The sequence below is a fragment of the Frigoribacterium sp. VKM Ac-1396 genome (assembly GCF_015350895.1).
Taxonomy (GTDB): domain Bacteria; phylum Actinomycetota; class Actinomycetes; order Actinomycetales; family Microbacteriaceae; genus Frigoribacterium.
On sequence record NZ_JADKSD010000002.1, the window covers coordinates 359,408 to 375,630 of the forward strand.

General features: G+C 73.3%; 14 protein-coding genes. 11 read left to right on the forward strand and 3 right to left on the reverse strand.

Translation table 11 applies throughout. The features are described from left to right. The first annotated feature begins 68 nt into the window (after positions 1–68). From ITJ55_RS08750 to ITJ55_RS08780, 7 genes are all read left to right on the forward strand, one after another. The gene (locus tag ITJ55_RS08750) at positions 69–1,391 is read left to right on the forward strand and encodes an extracellular solute-binding protein (protein WP_194595037.1); all 1,323 of its coding nucleotides are present in this window, start codon (positions 69–71) and stop codon (positions 1,389–1,391) included. Positions 1,392–1,540: 149 nt separating this feature from the next. Then, complete coding sequence (locus ITJ55_RS08755; protein WP_370544087.1) at positions 1,541–2,542, forward strand: carbohydrate ABC transporter permease; 1,002 nt, start codon at positions 1,541–1,543, stop codon at positions 2,540–2,542. Further along, on the forward strand, positions 2,539–3,492 hold the full coding sequence (locus ITJ55_RS08760) for a carbohydrate ABC transporter permease (protein ID WP_370544088.1): 954 nt from the start codon (positions 2,539–2,541) through the stop codon (positions 3,490–3,492). Before ITJ55_RS08755 ends, ITJ55_RS08760 begins: the two co-directional genes overlap by 4 nt. Before the next feature lie 4 nt (positions 3,493–3,496). Continuing rightward, entirely contained in the window at positions 3,497–5,227 is a 1,731-nt protein-coding gene (locus ITJ55_RS08765) for a beta-N-acetylhexosaminidase (protein WP_370544089.1), read from the forward strand. Positions 5,228–5,342: 115 nt separating this feature from the next. Further along, positions 5,343–6,128 carry a glucosamine-6-phosphate deaminase gene (gene nagB / locus ITJ55_RS08770; RefSeq protein WP_194595038.1) on the forward strand — a complete coding sequence of 262 codons (786 nt, stop codon included), beginning with the start codon at positions 5,343–5,345 and terminating at the stop codon, positions 6,126–6,128. Between the two features lie 38 nt (positions 6,129–6,166). Then, on the forward strand, positions 6,167–7,891 hold the full coding sequence (locus ITJ55_RS08775) for an amidohydrolase family protein (RefSeq protein ID WP_194595039.1): 1,725 nt from the start codon (positions 6,167–6,169) through the stop codon (positions 7,889–7,891). A gap of 171 nt (positions 7,892–8,062) precedes the next feature. After that, complete coding sequence (locus ITJ55_RS08780) at positions 8,063–8,689, forward strand: NAD(P)-dependent oxidoreductase (RefSeq protein ID WP_194595040.1); 627 nt, start codon at positions 8,063–8,065, stop codon at positions 8,687–8,689. 29 nt (positions 8,690–8,718) lie between these two features. On the opposite strand, the gene ITJ55_RS08785 is transcribed toward ITJ55_RS08780, so the two are convergent. Further along, a complete protein-coding gene (locus tag ITJ55_RS08785) occupies positions 8,719–9,123 on the reverse strand; it encodes a RidA family protein (protein ID WP_056259578.1) in 405 nt (134 codons plus the stop codon). Between the two features lie 154 nt (positions 9,124–9,277). Between ITJ55_RS08785 and ITJ55_RS08790 the strand changes: the two genes are divergently transcribed. Further along, positions 9,278–10,780 carry an alanine racemase gene (locus ITJ55_RS08790; RefSeq protein WP_194595041.1) on the forward strand — a complete coding sequence of 501 codons (1,503 nt, stop codon included), beginning with the start codon at positions 9,278–9,280 and terminating at the stop codon, positions 10,778–10,780. A 152-nt stretch (positions 10,781–10,932) separates the two neighbouring features. On the opposite strand, the gene ITJ55_RS08795 is transcribed toward ITJ55_RS08790, so the two are convergent. After that, a complete protein-coding gene (locus ITJ55_RS08795) occupies positions 10,933–11,823 on the reverse strand; it encodes a hypothetical protein (RefSeq protein WP_194595042.1) in 891 nt (296 codons plus the stop codon). Positions 11,824–11,960: 137 nt separating this feature from the next. Between ITJ55_RS08795 and ITJ55_RS08800 the strand changes: the two genes are divergently transcribed. After that, positions 11,961–12,209 carry a DUF4287 domain-containing protein gene (locus ITJ55_RS08800; RefSeq protein ID WP_194595043.1) on the forward strand — a complete coding sequence of 83 codons (249 nt, stop codon included), beginning with the start codon at positions 11,961–11,963 and terminating at the stop codon, positions 12,207–12,209. A gap of 46 nt (positions 12,210–12,255) precedes the next feature. On the opposite strand, the gene ITJ55_RS08805 is transcribed toward ITJ55_RS08800, so the two are convergent. After that, on the reverse strand, positions 12,256–13,488 hold the full coding sequence (locus ITJ55_RS08805; protein ID WP_194595044.1) for a hypothetical protein: 1,233 nt from the start codon (positions 13,486–13,488) through the stop codon (positions 12,256–12,258). A gap of 96 nt (positions 13,489–13,584) precedes the next feature. Between ITJ55_RS08805 and ITJ55_RS08810 the strand changes: the two genes are divergently transcribed. Together ITJ55_RS08810 and ITJ55_RS08815 are read left to right on the forward strand one after the other, a co-directional pair. After that, positions 13,585–14,253, forward strand: coding sequence for a response regulator transcription factor (locus ITJ55_RS08810; protein ID WP_194595045.1), 669 nt, complete (start codon positions 13,585–13,587; stop codon positions 14,251–14,253). Then, the gene (locus ITJ55_RS08815; protein ID WP_370544090.1) at positions 14,250–16,043 is read left to right on the forward strand and encodes an ATP-binding protein; all 1,794 of its coding nucleotides are present in this window, start codon (positions 14,250–14,252) and stop codon (positions 16,041–16,043) included. The genes ITJ55_RS08810 and ITJ55_RS08815 overlap by 4 nt, the downstream gene beginning before the upstream one ends. Positions 16,044–16,223 lie beyond the last annotated feature (180 nt).

Genomic DNA, 16,223 nt, shown 5'->3' on the forward strand with positions numbered 1-16,223 from the left:
CGCTTGTGCGAGCGCGGGCCGGGACCACAGCGATGCGGCATCCCCGCTTCGAGAACGAGGAGATGAAATTGCGAATCCAACGCTACACGGCGGTCGGGGCCCTGGGCCTGGCCGCGGCACTCGCCCTGACCGCCTGCTCGAGCTCGGGCACGGGCGGCAGCTCGTCCGACTCGCCGCAGGCCGTCCCCACGACCGAGGGCGACGGGAAGAGCCTGACCGTCTGGGTCATGACGGGTGACTACACGCCCGAGACCATCGACGCCATCAACGAGAAGTTCACGAAGCAGACCGGCGCCGAGGTCGACGTCCAGATCCAGCAGTGGGACGGCATCACCACGAAGATCAGCACGGCGCTCGCGACGAACACGCCACCCGACGTGCTCGACCTCGGCAACACGCAGGTCGCCAGCTACGCCGCGAACGGCGCGCTGCTCGACCTGACGTCGTACCGCGACGACCTCGAGCAGGGCCAGACCTGGCTGACCGGTCTCGAAGAACCCGCCACCGTCGACGACTCGCTCTACGCCGTGCCGGGCTTCGCCGGTGCCCGTGCCGTCATCTACAACAAGACGATGTGGGCCCAGGCCGGCATCACCGAGGCCCCGACCACCTACGACGAACTCACGGCCGACCTCGACGCGGTGAAGGCCGCGAACACGGCCTCCGACTTCTCGGCCTTCTACCTGCCCGGCCAGTACTGGTACGCCGGCATGCAGTTCGTCTGGGACGCCGGCGGCGAGATCGCCACGTCGAGTGACGGCACCTGGACCGCCGGCCTCGAGAGCAAGGAGGCGCAGCAGGGTCTCGAGGACTTCACGCAGTTCCAGAACGCCTACTCGACGCCCGCCTCGCAGACGCTCGACACCGACGCGCCCGACCAGACGCAGGTCTTCGCCGACGGCAAGACCGCGACGATCCTGCACACCAACGGCTCGATCGACCTGATCAAGAAGGCCAACCCCGCGCTGACCGACGACGACTTCGGCACCTTCCCGATGCCCGGCAAGTCGGGCGAGACGCAGCCGGTCATGCTCGGCGGCTCGGACTGGGGCATCGCGGCGAAGAGCCAGAACTCCGACCTCGCCCTGCAGTGGACCAAGATCGCCACCAGCCCCGACATCCAGAGCGAGTGGGTCGTCGGCAACGACGGCTGGATCCCGAACAGCGAAGAGGGCATCGAGGCGGCCGGCAGCGTCGTGACGCCGATCCAGAAGGGCTTCTTCGACGCCGCCCTGAACTCGAAGGCCACCCCGGCCAGCGCGAACTGGGCGGCCCTCGAGGGCGACAAGAGCATCAACCAGCTCTTCTCCTCGGTCGTCTCGGGCTCCAAGTCGGCCGAGGCCGCGGCGAAGTCCTTCGACGAGGCCACCGACAAGGCGCTGAACGACTGACGACGAGGCGCCGGGCGACCGGCACCGAGGCGCCGGGCGACCGGCACCGACCACCGGCAGCACCCCGAGGGCGTCGCGCGACCACCTGATCGCGCGACGCTCCCGCCCCCTCGACCCGCCCCTCCTGGACTCGAACCGAAAGAGGAACCGTGGCCCTCTCGATCGCTCCCGGTCTCACCGAGACCCCGCCCGGCGCCGCGCCCGACCAGAAGGGCCGCAGGCGCCCGAAGAACGAGCGGAAGGCTCCGGTGCGGCCGGGGAAGAAGCGCCAGCTCGCGCCGCTCTGGCTGCTCTCGCCTGCCGGCATCGTGCTGCTGGCCGTGACCGTCGCACCCATCGTGTTCTTGGTCTTCACGTCGTTCACCGACTACGACCAGCGCTCGCTCTTCACCGGCGCGTACGACTCGGTCGGCGTGCAGCAGTACGCGACGCTGCTGACCGACACCGACTTCTGGTGGTCGCTCGTCCGCACGCTCGTCTTCACGGCCGCGATGGTCGGGGGCAGCGTGCTGATCGGCACCGGCGTCTCGCACCTGCTGACCCGACTCGGCGCGCCGATGCGGTACGCCGTGACCGTCGTGCTGATCCTCGCCTGGGCGATGCCGAACGTGGCCTCGTCGATCGTCTGGAAGTGGCTGTTCCAGCCCGGTTACGGCGTCGTCAACTGGCTGCTCACCCAGACCGGCCTGGTCGGCGACATGACGAACGTCGACTGGTCGAACGACGCGGCCCTCGCCTACACGAGCATCTGGATGCTCATCGTGTGGCAGGCCGTGCCCTTCATCGCACTGACCATGTACGCCGCCGAGACGCAGATCCCGCTCGAGTACAAAGAGGCCGCGCGGCTCGACGGCGCCAGCGAGTGGCGCGTCTACCGGACGGTCACCCTGGTCTTCCTCAAGCCGACGCTGCTGCTGATCACCATCTTGTCGATCATCTGGGACTTCAACGTCTTCAACCAGATCTGGCTCGTCTCGGCCGGCGGCCCCGACGACGCCACCTCGACCCTCGGCGTCTTCACCTACGTCACCGCGTTCGTCGGCTTCGACATCGGGCAGGGTGCCGCCATCTCGGTGGTCACCACGCTGCTGCTCGTCGTGCTGACCGCGTTCTACGTCCGCAACCTCGTCCGATCCGGAGAAGACCTGTGACCACGACCGCACCTGCCGGCGTCGGCACCACGACGACCGAGACCGTCGCCCGCGACGAGACGAGCAAGGAGGCGCGCTCGGGCCACGGCACCGGCCGCCCGTCGGCCGCGCGCCCGACCCGTCGCCGCCGGAAGCCCCGCTGGGTCAGCAACGCGATCGCGGTCGTCTTCAGCCTCGTCTGGCTGTTCCCCGTCTACTGGATGGTGAACACGGCGTTCAAGCCGCGGCCCGAGGTGATGACGTCGACCCCGCTGTTCTGGCCGCAGAACCCGACGTTCGACAACTTCGTCGTCGCGGTGACGCAGTCGGACTTCTTCACGAACCTGCGCAACAGCGTCATCGTCGTCGCGGGCGCCGTGATCTTCTCGATCGTGCTCGGCCTGTTCGCCTCGGCCGCCCTGTCGCGGTTCCGGTTCCGGGGGCGGCGCACGATCATGGTGTTCATCCTGATCGTCCAGATGCTGCCCGCGACCGCCCTGCTGATCCCGCAGTTCTTGATCTTCAACAGCCTGGGGCTGCTCGGCACCTACGGCGGGCTCATCCTGGCGTACGTCGCGTCGACGCTGCCGTTCTCGATCTGGGTGATGCGCGGGTTCTTCCTGGCGATCCCGGTCGAGGTCGAGGAGGCCGCCCAGCTCGACGGGGCGAGCACCTGGCAGGTGCTGACGCGCATCATGTTCCCCCTCGTGCTGCCCGGCATGATCGCGACGAGCATCTTCGCGTTCATCGCCGCCTGGAACGACTACCTCGTGGCCTACACGTTCATGAAGGACCAGTCGATGTACACGCTGCCGGTCTGGCTGGCCTCGTTCAGCACGCCGACGAGCGGCACCGACTTCGGCGGGCAGATGGCGGCCTCGGTGCTGTTCTCGTTGCCGGTCGTCGTCTTCTTCATGATCATCCAACGCAACCTGGTGACCGGCATGTCCGCCGGCGCCGTGAAGGGCTGACCCCGTGACGCACGCACCCTCGACCACCTCGACGCCCGCTCGACCCGGCACCACGACGCCCGAGACCGCACCGGTCGCGATCGTGCCGCGTCCGGCCCGGCTGACCCGCGCCTCCGGGGCGTTCCGACTCGACTCGGCCACGCGCGTCTCGGCGCCCGACGAGTTGGCCGGCGTCGTCGCCTGGCTGCAGCAGGCGCTGCGCCCGGCGACCGGGCTGCCCCTGCGCGAGGGCAGCGCCGACGGCACCGGCATCTCGTTCGACCTGGACGCCTCGCTCGGGGCCGAGGCCTACCGGCTGGAGGCGCGACCCGCCGGGGTGCGCATCACCGGCGGCGACGCGGCCGGGGCGTTCCACGGCGCCCAGGTGCTGCGTCAGTTGCTGCCCGCGGCCGCGTACCGGTCGGCCCTCGTGTCGGGCGTCGACTGGGTGGTGCCCGCCGTCGACGTCGAGGACCGGCCGCGGTTCGGCTGGCGGGGGACGCACCTCGACGTCGCACGGCACTTCTTGCCGAAGCACGACGTGCTGCGCTTCGTCGACCTGATGGCGCTGCACCGGCTCAACACGCTGCACTGGCACCTCACCGAGGACCAGGGCTGGCGCATCGAGATCGCGAAGTACCCGCGGCTGACCTCTGTGGGTGCCTGGCGCGGCTCGTCGCAGGTCGGGGCGGGGCCTGACGCGACCCAGGACGGTCGGCCGCACGGCGGTTTCTACACGCAGGACGACATCCGCGAGGTCGTGGCCTACGCCGCTGCACGCCACATCACGGTCGTGCCCGAGGTCGACGTGCCGGGCCACTCGATGGCCGCCATCACGGCCTACCCGCACCTGGGCGTCGGTGCCGTCGAGGTCGACGGCACGCCGGTCGAGTCGCCACGGCAGATCGCCGTCGGGACGGAGTGGGGCATCTTCGAGGACGTGCTCAACACCGAGCAGTCGACGGTCGACTTCTACACCGACGTGCTCGACGAGGTGATGGAGCTGTTCCCGGGCACCTGGATCGGCATCGGCGGCGACGAGTGCCCCAAGGCGCAGTGGCAGGCCGACCCGCGCACCCAGCAGCTGATGCGCGAGCGCGGACTCGCCGACGAAGAAGAGCTGCAGGCCTGGTTCATCGGTCGGCTCGACGCGCACCTGGCGGCGGCCGGGCGACGCACCTTCGGCTGGGACGAGATCCTCGAGGGGAACGCCACGATGTCGCCGGGCGCGACCGTGGCGTCGTGGCGCGGCATGACCGGCGCGGTCACGGCGGCCCGGCGCGGCTACGACGTCGTCGCCTGCCCCGACGACCAGGTGTACCTCGACTACCGGCAGTCGGACGGGCCGGACGAGCCGATCCCCGTGTCGATCCCGCTGACCCTCGCCGACGTGTACGCCTTCGAGCCGGTGCCCGAGGCGCTCGACGAGGCCGAGGCCCGGCACGTGCTGGGCGGCCAGGCCAACATCTGGACCGAGCACATGGACTCGCCCCGCACGGTCGACTTCTTCGCGTTCCCGCGGCTCTGCGCCGTCGCCGAGGCGCTCTGGACCACCGAGCCGCGCGACTTCGACGACTTCTCCACACGGCTCGCCGTGCACCTCTCCCGCCTCGACGCGATCGGCGTCGAGTACCGGCACGAGTCCGGCCCGCTACCGTGGCAGCAGCGTCCGGGCGTGCCCGGCCGCCCGGCCTCGCGAGAAGAGCGCGAGGCGTACATCGAGTCGGTCGTGGCCAACATCCGCGCCGAGGCCTGACGAGCACGAGGCGCGAGCCGGACGAGGCGCGGGCCGGAGGAGGCGCGAGTCGTGTCACGACGCCGGCACCGAGTCCGCATCGGCCGCGCACTCGTCACGACCGGGGAGGAGCCCCATGGAGATCATCATCGTCCGCGACGCCGACGAGGTCGGCCGCGTCGCCGCCCGCAAGATCGCGTCGGTCGTCGACCGCGATCCCGAGGCCGTGCTGGGCCTCGCGACCGGGTCGTCGCCCACCGGCATCTACGCGTCGCTCGCGGCGCGGGTCGAGGCCGGCGAGCTCGACTTCGGTCGCGCCTCGGGGTTCGCGCTCGACGAGTACGTCGGCATCCCGCTCGAGCACCCCGAGAGCTACGCGTCGGTGATCCACCGCGACGTCGTCGTGCCGCTGGGCATGGACGCCTCGAAGGTGCACGTGCCCGACGGCCGGGCGACCGACGTCGAGGCCGCGGTCGTCGACTACGAACGCGCCATCGCCGACGCGGGCGGCATCGACGTCCAGATCCTCGGCATCGGCGCGAACGGGCACATCGGCTTCAACGAGCCCACGTCGTCGTTCGCGTCGCGCACCCGCATCAAGACCCTGGCCCCGCAGACCCGGGCCGACAACGCCCGCTTCTTCGACGACCCCTCGCAGGTGCCGACGCACTGCCTCACGCAGGGGCTCGGCACGATCCTCGACGCGCACGAGGTCGTGCTGGTGGCCCAGGGGTCGGCCAAGGCCTCGGCGGTCGCCGGCATGGTCGAGGGGCCGCTCAGCGCGATGTGCCCGGGCAGTGCGCTGCAGCTGCACCGGCACGCCACGATCGTCGTCGACGAAGCCGCCGCAGCCCTGCTGCAGCTCGCCGACTACTACCGCTACACCTACGAGAACAAGCCCGAGTGGCAGCGCTTCGAGTAGCCCGCCCGTGAGGGCGCACCGGTGACGGTCGCGGCGTCGTGACGACGCTGGTGCTGGCCGGCGGGACGGTCTGGGACGGCTCGGGAGGCGCGGGTCGCGTCGCCGACGTCGTCGTCCGCGACGGGGTGGTCGCGGCCGTCGGCCCCGGGGCGGCGGCGTCGGTCGACGGGGTGACGGTCGACGCTGTGACGGGCGACGCGGTGACGGGCGACGGGGTGGCGGGCGTCGAGGTGGTCGACGCGACGGGGCTCGACGTGCTGCCCGGCTTCGTCGACGTTCACGCGCACGACGACGCGGCGCTGTTCCGCCCGGGCGGGGTCGAGCCGAAGACCGGGCAGGGCGTCACGACCACGATCGTCGGCAACTGCGGCCAGGGCGTGGCGCCGTCGCCGGTCGACCCCGGCGACCGCTCGCTCGCGGAGTACTCGAGGCCGGTGCTGGGGGAGTTCCCCCGCCGGACGTGGCCGACCTTCGCCGACTACGTGCGGACACTGGCCGAGGGCGACGCCGACGGGCGGTTCGGCCTGCACGCGGCGACGCTCGTCCCGCACGCGCCCCTGCGGGCGGCCGTCGTCGGGTTCGAGCGCCGCCCGGCCGACCGCGCCGAGCGGTCACGCATCGCGGCGTCGGTCGGCGAGGCGCTCGACGCGGGTGCCCTCGGCGTCTCGCTCGGCCTGATGTACGCGCCCGGCGACGCCGCCGACCGGCCCGAGCTCGTCGCGCTCGCGCGGGAGTGCGCTGCGCGCGGCAAGCTGCTCGTCGCCCACGTCCGCAACGAGGCCGACGGGCTGCGCGCCTCCGTCGACGAACTGGCGTCGCTCGGGCGCGAGACCGGGGCGGCCGTGCACGTCAGCCACCTCAAGGTGACCGGTCCGCGCAACGTCGGGGGCATGCCCGCCGTCGTCGAGCACCTCGACGCCCTGCGCGACGACGGGGTCGACGTCAGCGCCGACGTCTACCCCTACGACGCGGGCAGCACGACGGTGGCGTCGCTCTTCCCGCCGGCGACCGCCGACCGCGGGGTCGAGAGCCTGCTCGAGGCGCTGCGGCCCGGCACGCTCACGCGGCGGCAGGTGCTCGACGGGCTGCTCGAACCGTGGACCGGCTCGACGCTCGAGAACCAGTACGCCGCGATCGGGCCGTCACGCATCTCGCTGGCCGGGTTCACCCGGCCCGAGCACGGGCCGTTCGAGGGGCGATCGTTGTCCGACGTCGCGGCGGCGGTCGGCGCCGACCCGCGCGAGGTGCTCGCCGACCTCGTCCTCGCCGAGCGCGGGTCGCTGACCGTCATCGTCTTCCACACCGACCTCGAGGGCATGCGGACGGCGCTCGCCTGGCCGCACACCCTGGTCGGCTCGGACGGCCTGCCGCGCGAGACGGGCACCGTGCACCCGCGGCTGTACGGCACCTTCTCGCGCGTGCTCGACACGTACGCCGGTGCGGGGACGCAGGCCGTGCTGTCGCGGGGCGAGGCGATCGCTCGGATGTCGACCCGCGCCTCCTCGCGGTTCGGGCTCGGCGTCGGCCGGCCGGGCGGGGTCGACGCCGGGTCGGCCGGCGGCGGGGGCATCGAGCACGGTGGCGGGGTGGGAGGCCGCGCCGGCGGTCGCCGAGGAGGCGCGCTCGGCGTCGCTCCCGGGGCCGTCGCCGACCTGCAGCTGATCGACCCTCGGGCCTACGTCGACCGGGCCACCTACGCGACGCCCCGGCTCGGCCCGTCGGGGCTGGTCGGCCTCTGGGTTGCCGGTCGCCGCCTCCGCTGACCCGGCCCCGCGGACCCGGCCCCGCGGACCCGGCCGGCGCGCGTCGGCCTCCCCGGGTCGGCCGACCCTCCCCGCGACGCCCTGCCGCCCGGCCGTCCAGGGCATCGATCGGGTTCTCCCGGCCCCGCCCCGGCCGGACGGTGTTCGCTTCGGTGAACGACAGGAGGCGCGATGAAGGTTCTGGTGCTGGGTGCGACCGGAGGCACGGGCTCGCACGTGCTGCGCGTCGCGCTGTCGGCGGGGCACGACGTGACGGTGCTCGTCCGCGACGCCTCGGCGCTCGACGTGACCGACGGCGTGCGGGTGCTCACGGGCGACGCGACCTCGCCGGACGACGTCAGGTCGGCCGTCGCCGGTCAGGACGCGGTGCTCGACGCGATCGGTTCACGGAACATCCGGCACCCGATCGAGGTCGAGGTCGGACGGGCCCTGCTGCCGGCGATGCACGAGGCAGGGGTCGACCGGCTGGTGGTCTGCTCGGCGTTCGGCGTCGGCGACAGCCAGGACGACGCGAACACGCTGCAGAAGGTGTTCTTCCACACCGTGCTCGGCAAGGTCTACGCCGCGAAGGAGGTCGCCGATGCCGAGGTGCGCGACAGCGGCCTCGACTGGACCCTCGTCTACCCGACCCGGCTCACCGACGACCCGGCCACCGGGTCGCTCGCCACGGGGGAGAGGCTTCCCGAGGGGCGCGGTATCCACGTCACCCGGGCCGACGTCGCGCGCTTCATGCTGGCCCAGCTGACCGACGCGACGTGGTCGCGGAAGACCGTGGTGGTGACGGGTGCGGCGGACTGAGCCCGCGCCTCCTGCGGTGGTGCTCGGCCTCAGCTGAGGACGGCGAGTGCGTCGATCTCGACGAGCATGGCCTCGTTCGGCAGCTCGACGAAGACCGTCGTGCGGGTGGGGAACACACCGCTCGGCACGTTCTGCAGCAGGTAGGTCTCGTAGGCGGCGTTCATCTCGGCGAAGTCGTCTCGCGTGGTGAGGAAGACCCGCAGCGACACGACGTCGTCGAAGGTGCCGCCGGCGCCCTCGACGACGGCCTTGACGTTGTCGAGCGTGCGGACGGTCTGCGACGTGAGGTCGCCCGCGTGCAGGTACTCGCCCGTGCCGGGGTCTTGCGGCCCCTGACCCGAGACGCTGAGGAACCCGTTCTTGAGCACGCCCTGCGAGAAGGTCGAGATGGGGGTCGGTGCGCCGCCGGTGCGGACTTCGGTCTTCTCGCTCACGGGTCTGCTCTTCTCTGCTTTGTCGTGGTGGTGCTCGATGGTGGATGCGCCCCCGGGTGATGTGTCGCGTGTCGGGGGTGCCTGCCAAGCTACCGTCAGGCACCGACACACGGCCTGAGCGCTCCACCCCTCCACCCGCCCGTCGGAAGGCACCATGACCACCTCACCCCTGGCACCGTCGACCCCGGCCCACCCGTCGAGCACCAAGGTCGGCTTCGGTCGCGAACCGCGTCCCGTCGCGCTGATCGACCTCGCGACCCCGCTGCTGACCCTCGACCTCGACGCCCTCGCCCACAACGTCGACACCATGGCCGCCTGGTGTCGAGAGGCCGGCGTCGACCTGGCGCCGCACGGCAAGACGACGATGGCGCCCGAGATCTGGCGACGGCAGCTCGACGCCGGGGCGTGGGGCATCACGCTTGCGACGGCCTTCCAGGTCGCCGTGGCGCGCGAGGCCGGGGTGCCGACCGTCGTCATGGCGGGCACCGCGTTCGCCCCGGCGACCCTGGCGGCGCTCGCCGCCCCCGGGGCCGACGTGCTGATGTGGGTCGACTCGGTCGAGACGGTGCGGCTGGTCGACGCCGGCCTGGCTCGGGGCGAGGCCGCGCGGCCGTTGGCCGTGCTGGTCGAGTTCGGGTCGCCGCTCGGGCGGACGGGCGCTCGTTCCGTGCGCGAGGCGCTGCTCGTGGCCGAGGCCGTTGCGGCGGCTCCGCACCTCGTGCTGGCCGGGGTCGCCGGTTACGAGGGCGCCCTCACGCACGACGTCGACGACGCCGGCCTCGCCGTGGTCGACGACTACCTCACGGGTCTGCTCGAGGTGCTCGACGGCATCGGGGCACCGGCGTTCGACGACTGGCTGACCTCCGGCCACGACGTCGTGCTCACCGCGGGCGGCAGCGTCTACTTCGACCGCGTCGTCGCCGTCCTCGGCGACCGGCACGACCCCTCGGGGTTGCAGGGCCCGCGCACGCGCGTCGTCCTGCGGTCGGGCTCGTACGTCGCCCACGACCACGACCTCTACCGACGGCTGACGCCCTCCGCGCGCGGCACGACGGCTGACGGCTCAGGAGGCGCGGGTGGCGTCGACCCCGACGTCACGGTGGTCGTCGGCGACGGTTCGGCCGGGGCGCAGGCCGATCGCGAGATGGGCGGGCCGACCGACGGCGAGCTGACCGGGCTCGACGGCCTCGTCGAGGGGTTCGGGGCCGGCCGCTCGGGCGGGGTGCCCGCCCGGCCGGGGCCCGGGCCTGGGCGGGCCGGGCTCGCGGCCGGTCCTGCGTTCCGACCGGCCCTCGAGCTGTGGGCGTCGGTGGTGTCGCGTCCCGAGCCCGGGCTGGCCCTGCTGAACGTCGGCCGCCGCGACACCTCCGACGACGAGGGGTTCCCGGTGGCGCTCGAGGCGTGGCGTCCGCAGGCGGCCGACCGGCGCCTCCCGGGGGTGCTCGACGGGTCGCACGTGTCGGCACTCAACGACCAGCACGCCTTCTTGCGGCTCGACCCGTCGTCCGGCCTGCAGGTCGGCGACCTGGTGCGGCTCGGCGTCTCGCACCCCTGCACCACGATCGACAAGTGGAGCGAGATCGCCACGGTGCGGGGCGCGGCCGACCGCCGTGGCGTGCCGCCCGTGGTGGAGGGCGGCATCACCACGCGGTTCTGACGAGCGTCTGCGGTTCTGACGAGCGTCTGCGGTTCTGATGGGCGTCTGCGGTTCTGACGAGCGTCTGCGGTTCTGACGAGCGTCTGCGGTTCGTGCGGACCCCGGCGGTTCGTGCGGACCCCTGCGGTTCGGGCCGCAGGGGTCGGGGCGGCCTACGAGCCCGAGCCCTCTTCGGTGCCCGGGGTCGGGGCGTCGGAGGGCGTCGGCGCGTCCGTGGGAGGGGTCGGGGCGTCGGTCGGCGGGGTCGGGCGGTCGGAGTCGTCTCCGCCGTCCGCGTCCTTCTCGGGTCCGCCCTTGCCGGCGGGTCCGTGGCCGGGGCCCATCGGGCCACCGTCCGCAGGGCCGCCGTCGGCCGGAACGCCGTCGGCGGGGTCGGGCAGGGCTTCGCCGTCGGGGCCGGTGCCGGGGGTCGGCAGGGCCTTGCCGTCGGGGCCGGTGCCCGGGGTCGGCAGGGCCTTGCCGTCAGGGCCGGTGCCCGGGTCGGGCAGGGCTTCGCCGTCGGGGCCGGTGCCCGGGGTCGGCAGCGCCTTGCCGTCGGGACCGGTGCCCTCGGCGGGTCCGCTGCCGTCGGCTTCGTCGCCCGGGGTCGGCGGGGTCGGTGCGTCCGTCGGTGCCGCGGTGGCGCCGTCGGACGGGTCGGCGGTGTCGTCCTGGCCGGGGGTCGCGGTCGACGAGGCGCTGACGGTCGAACCGTCGGCGTTCGAGACGGCGACGGCCGCGCTCGTGCCGACCAGGGCGAGGCCGGCCGCCGCGATGCCGATGCCGACGAGCAGGCCCTTCTTCGGGCGGCGGCGCGTGCTCGACTCGGCGCGGAACGCGCTGCCCTCGGTGGGTAGTTCGCGGGTGCGCTGGTCGTCCGCGACGATCGGGCGGGTCGGGGCGGTCGGCTGGCCGGGTGCCGCGGCGGGCAGCTCGGTCGTCGCGCGGGCGTCCTCGTCCTCGTCCTCGCGGCGGAGGCGCTCGGCCCACGCGTCGTCCTGCGAGGGGGTGTTCTCGTCGAAACGGTCGTCGTCGCGGCCGCCGGGGGTGATGTCCTTCGCCATGGTGTCTCCAGATCTCGGTGCCGGGCCGGCCGCGGTGCGGCTGGCGGTCGGGTCGTTCCCGCCGGCAGGCACCACTCTCGGAACCGAATCTGAAGCGGGGCTTAAGTCGTACCATCGCCGACTGCTACGGTCACGGCATGTCCGAGCGACGCGTCCTGGCTCCCGAACCGCCGGCCGACGGCCAGACCGTGAAGGGGCCGGCGTCGTACTTCCCGAGCATCGAGCGCACCCACGGTCGGCCGATCCAGGACTGGCTCGACCTCGTCGACGCCCGGCTCGACGAGCACGCGCACATGCAGGTCGTGTCGTGGCTTAAGACCGAACACGGCCTGGGTCACGGGCACGCCAACGCGATCGTCGCCTACGTGCGCACGGCGCGCGGCTGAGCAGGTTCCGTCGCGACGGTCCGGCATGTCGGGCCCGGATTCGTGCTCAGCTGTCGAAGCCCACGACGACTCCCCGTGCCACGACCCGCCGGCCCTCGAGGAGCACGAGACGGTCGCCTGTCGCGAGCACAGGCGCGTGCTCGACGGCGAAGAACCGCAGTTCGACGACCTCCCGGTCGGGCTCTCCGTGACGTCCGTCGTGATCCCCGACGTCGGTCCGTGAACAGATCGCACCGATCACGTGGCCGTCGACGACCGTTCCCGTCGCCGTGAACTCGGGCTCACCTGCCCCGAACCACACGAGTGGGCGGTAGTTCGACGACTTCAGTAGGACGCTACGACCACCGGGCATCCCGGGCTCCCACCGGACGCCGGCGTGGACGACGTGCGCCCGGTCGACTGACGCCCCGACGTCGGACGCCGACAGGGGATCGAGCTCGTGCGAATCCCGAAGGACGACGCGAAGGCGACTCACCAGCTCGGCGGCAGCCCACCGCTCCTCGCGCTCGTCCCCGTCGGCCACCTCGGCCACGGCGTTCGTCACGGCCTCGAGCTGATCCAGGGGCACGGCGAACCACGGGTCCTGCCGTCCGCCGTCCGCTTCCGGCGCGAGCGCCCAGGCGGTCCAGCCGATCCGTCGTGCTCCGACGGCTGCGATGCTCGGAGGGCCTGGGCGGAGTGTCGGCGCATCACGGGCGGCGCGGGCCGCTCGACGCGACCAGGCGAGGGCGTCGTCCGCGTCGAAGCCGATCTCGCGGGAGGACCACCGTCTGCCGGGAGCCGTGGCGTCCGCCCGCAGAGCGGCCGACATCATCAGCAGGTCCTGGGTGGAGAGCGCCACGACGATCTCGCGCTTCGTGCCGATCGGACCCTCGCCTCGATCGTCGACGAGCAACAGCTCGAGGGTCTCGTCGGCATCGATGCGACGCAGGACGGGGACCACCCGGTCCTCCCAGGTGTGGTGACGCCAGGGGGCGATGGAGGACGCAGGGGGTTCCGGCGGGCGCGGAGGCTGCCGTCGCTGGAACGGCCACCAGCTCGGCGAGCCCGGGCGGTTCGGCAGGGTCGGCGCACCCGGAGGCGTGCCCTCACGCTCGGCGACGACGAGGAGGAACAGCCACAACGCGACCAGGAAGAGCCCGAACGCGACGAACCCCATGGTCAGGTAGGCAGACGGCCACCGGGCCGAGACCGGCGCTCCGAGCCAGAACGCCAGCAGCGAGATGCCCAGCAGGACGCCGGCCGTGACGAGTTGCCGTCGTCGGCGCTGTCTCCCCATGCGCCGACCCTAGCGGCAGGGCCGTCCGCCTCGACGCACACCCGAGGCACAGCCCGTCCATAGCCTCCGCCCACCCGCCGCACCTACCGTGCGTGGATGCTCAGCCCCGCCCGTGTCCTCGTGATCGACGACGACGAGACCATCCGCACCGCCGTCGTCACCGCGTTCGGTGCCGAGGGCTTCGCCGTGCACGGCCTGGCCGACGGCTCCGACCTGCCCGAGCAGCTCAAGGCGTTCGTGCCCGACCTCGTGGTGCTCGACTGGATGCTGCCCGGCGCGAGCGGCATCCGCCTGGCGAGCACGATCCGCACCTCCTCCGACGCCGCCGTCGTCATGCTGACGGCGCGCGACGAGGTCGACGACCGGCTGCGCGGCTTCTCGGAGGGCGTCGACGACTACGTGGTCAAGCCCTTCGCCGTGGCCGAGCTCATCGCGCGCGTCACGGCCGTGCTGCGCCGCCGAGGTCGCATCCCGTCGGTGATCGAGGTCGGTGACCTCGTGGTCGACCCCGAGGCGGCCCGCATCACGCGCGGCGGCGAACCGCTCGACCTCACCGCGACCGAGTTCCGCCTGCTCGGGTTCCTCGCCGAGAGCCGCGGACGCACCGTCTCGAAGACCCAGATCCTCACCCAGGTCTGGGGCTACGACGACTACGACCCGAACCTCGTCGAGGTCCACCTCAGCGCCCTCCGCCGCAAGATGGAGACCCACGGCCCCCGCCTGATCCACACCGTCCGCGGTCTCGGCTACCGGATGAGCGCGTGACCCGGCCGCGCCGCGCCTCCTTGACGACGGGCGACCCGACGCGCCCGCACGACGCCCCCACGCACCCCCGAGGAGGCGCGGGTCGGGCCCCCGACGACACCGCACCCGGGCTGCGCACCGGCTCGTTGCGCGTCCGCACGGTCGTCGCCGTGCTGCTGCTGCTCGCCGTCCTGCTGGCGGCGCTCGCCGTGACGGTCGAGCTCACCCTCGGCCAGCGCCTCCGGGCCCAGGTCGTCGACCGGCTGTCGGATCGGGCCGCGGCCGCCGCCGCCCTGGTCGGCACGGTCGACGGCGACGAGCTCGCCGACCGCCTGTCGGCCCAGGGGCTGTCGGTCGTCATCCGCGACGCGAACGGCGACGCGATCGTCGCCGGCCCGAGCCCCGAGCAGCTGCGCGAGGGCCCACCCGCACTCGGCGAGGGAGGCCCCGGTCCCGCCGGCCCGGCCTCCGGCCTCACCGACGGACCAGGAGGCGCGGGCACCGACGCCGACGGCGGCACCGCTTCCGGCTCCTCGTCAGACGGCTCCTCGGCGACCGGTGACTCGGCGACCGGTGACTCGGCGACCGGTGACTCGTCGACGGGGGCCGACTCCGGGGACGCAGCCGGCGCCTCCTCGTCCGACTCGGTCACGGTCAGCTCGTCCGAGGCCAGGAGCGACGACGAGGTGACGACCCTCGTCTCGCGGCTCAGCGACGGCTCGACGATCACGCTGACCACCGACTCGCGGTCGGTGGGTGAGACCCTGGTGCAGCTGCGCTGGGTGATGATCGGCGCCTCCGCGGCGTTCCTGCTGATCGCGGCGATCGGCCTGGCCCTCGTGGTCCGGGCGACGCTGCGACCGCTCGACCGGATGACGGGCGTGGCGCGCTCCATCGCGCACGGAGACCGCGGCCGACGCCTGCGCCCCGCCCGACGCGACACCGAGATCGGCCGCGTCGCCGTCGCGTTCGACGAGATGCTCGACGGCGTCGAGGGGGCCGAGCGGGCCGCACTCGACGCCGAGACGCGGGTGCGGGCCTTCGTGTCGGACGCCGCCCACGAACTGCGCACCCCCGTGGCGGGGATGCGCGCCGCGGCCGACACCCTCGTGCGGTCGCCCGGCACGGCCGACGAACGCGAGCGCCTCGCGACGCACGTGGTGCGCGAGGCCGAGCGCGCCTCCCGGTTGATCGACGACATGCTGCTGATGGCGCGCGTCGACCAGGGCATCTCGCTCGACGTCGCACCCGTCGACCTCGGGGCGTCGCTGCTGGCCGACGTCGAGCGCCAGCGCCTGCGCCGACCGTCGCTCGACCTGCGCGTGGTGCTGCCCGACGGGCCGGTCGTGGTCGCCGCCGACGCGGGGCGCGTCTCGCAGGTCGTCGGCAACCTCGTCGACAACGCGGCCCGCGCGACGGGTGGCACGGGGCAGGTGACGCTGTGGCTCGACGCGTCCCGGGCCGACGAGGTCTCGGTGCTGGTCTCGGACGACGGCCCGGGCGTGCCCGCCGCCGACCGCGAGCGGGTGTTCGACCGGCTGGTGCGACTCGACGAGGCCCGACGGTCCGGCGACGGAGGCGCGGGCCTCGGCCTGCCCATCGCCCGCGGCCTCGCCCGCGCCCACGGCGGCGACCTGGTCTGCGAGGCCCCCGGGTTCGGGCGGCCCGGCGCGGTGTTCCGGCTGACACTGCCCGTCGCGGTGCCCGCGGTGCGGGCCGGCTCGGAGGCGACTGCGGCGACTCGCGCCTCGTCGCCCACGGCCGCGCCCGCGCCCGCGCCCGCGCCCGCGCTGCGTCGCACCGCCGGTTGAACGTCGCACCGCCAACATCGGCGGTGCGACGTCCAGTCGGCGGTGCGACGGCGGGCTGGTGGCCCGGGACGCGGGTCGAGCGGGTACGACGCGCAACGGAACCCGGGGCCGAGGTCTCGTTGGCCACGAGCAGCCGCTGCATCTTCTTGTAGCGCAGCAGGGGCTCGATGGCGGGGTGCT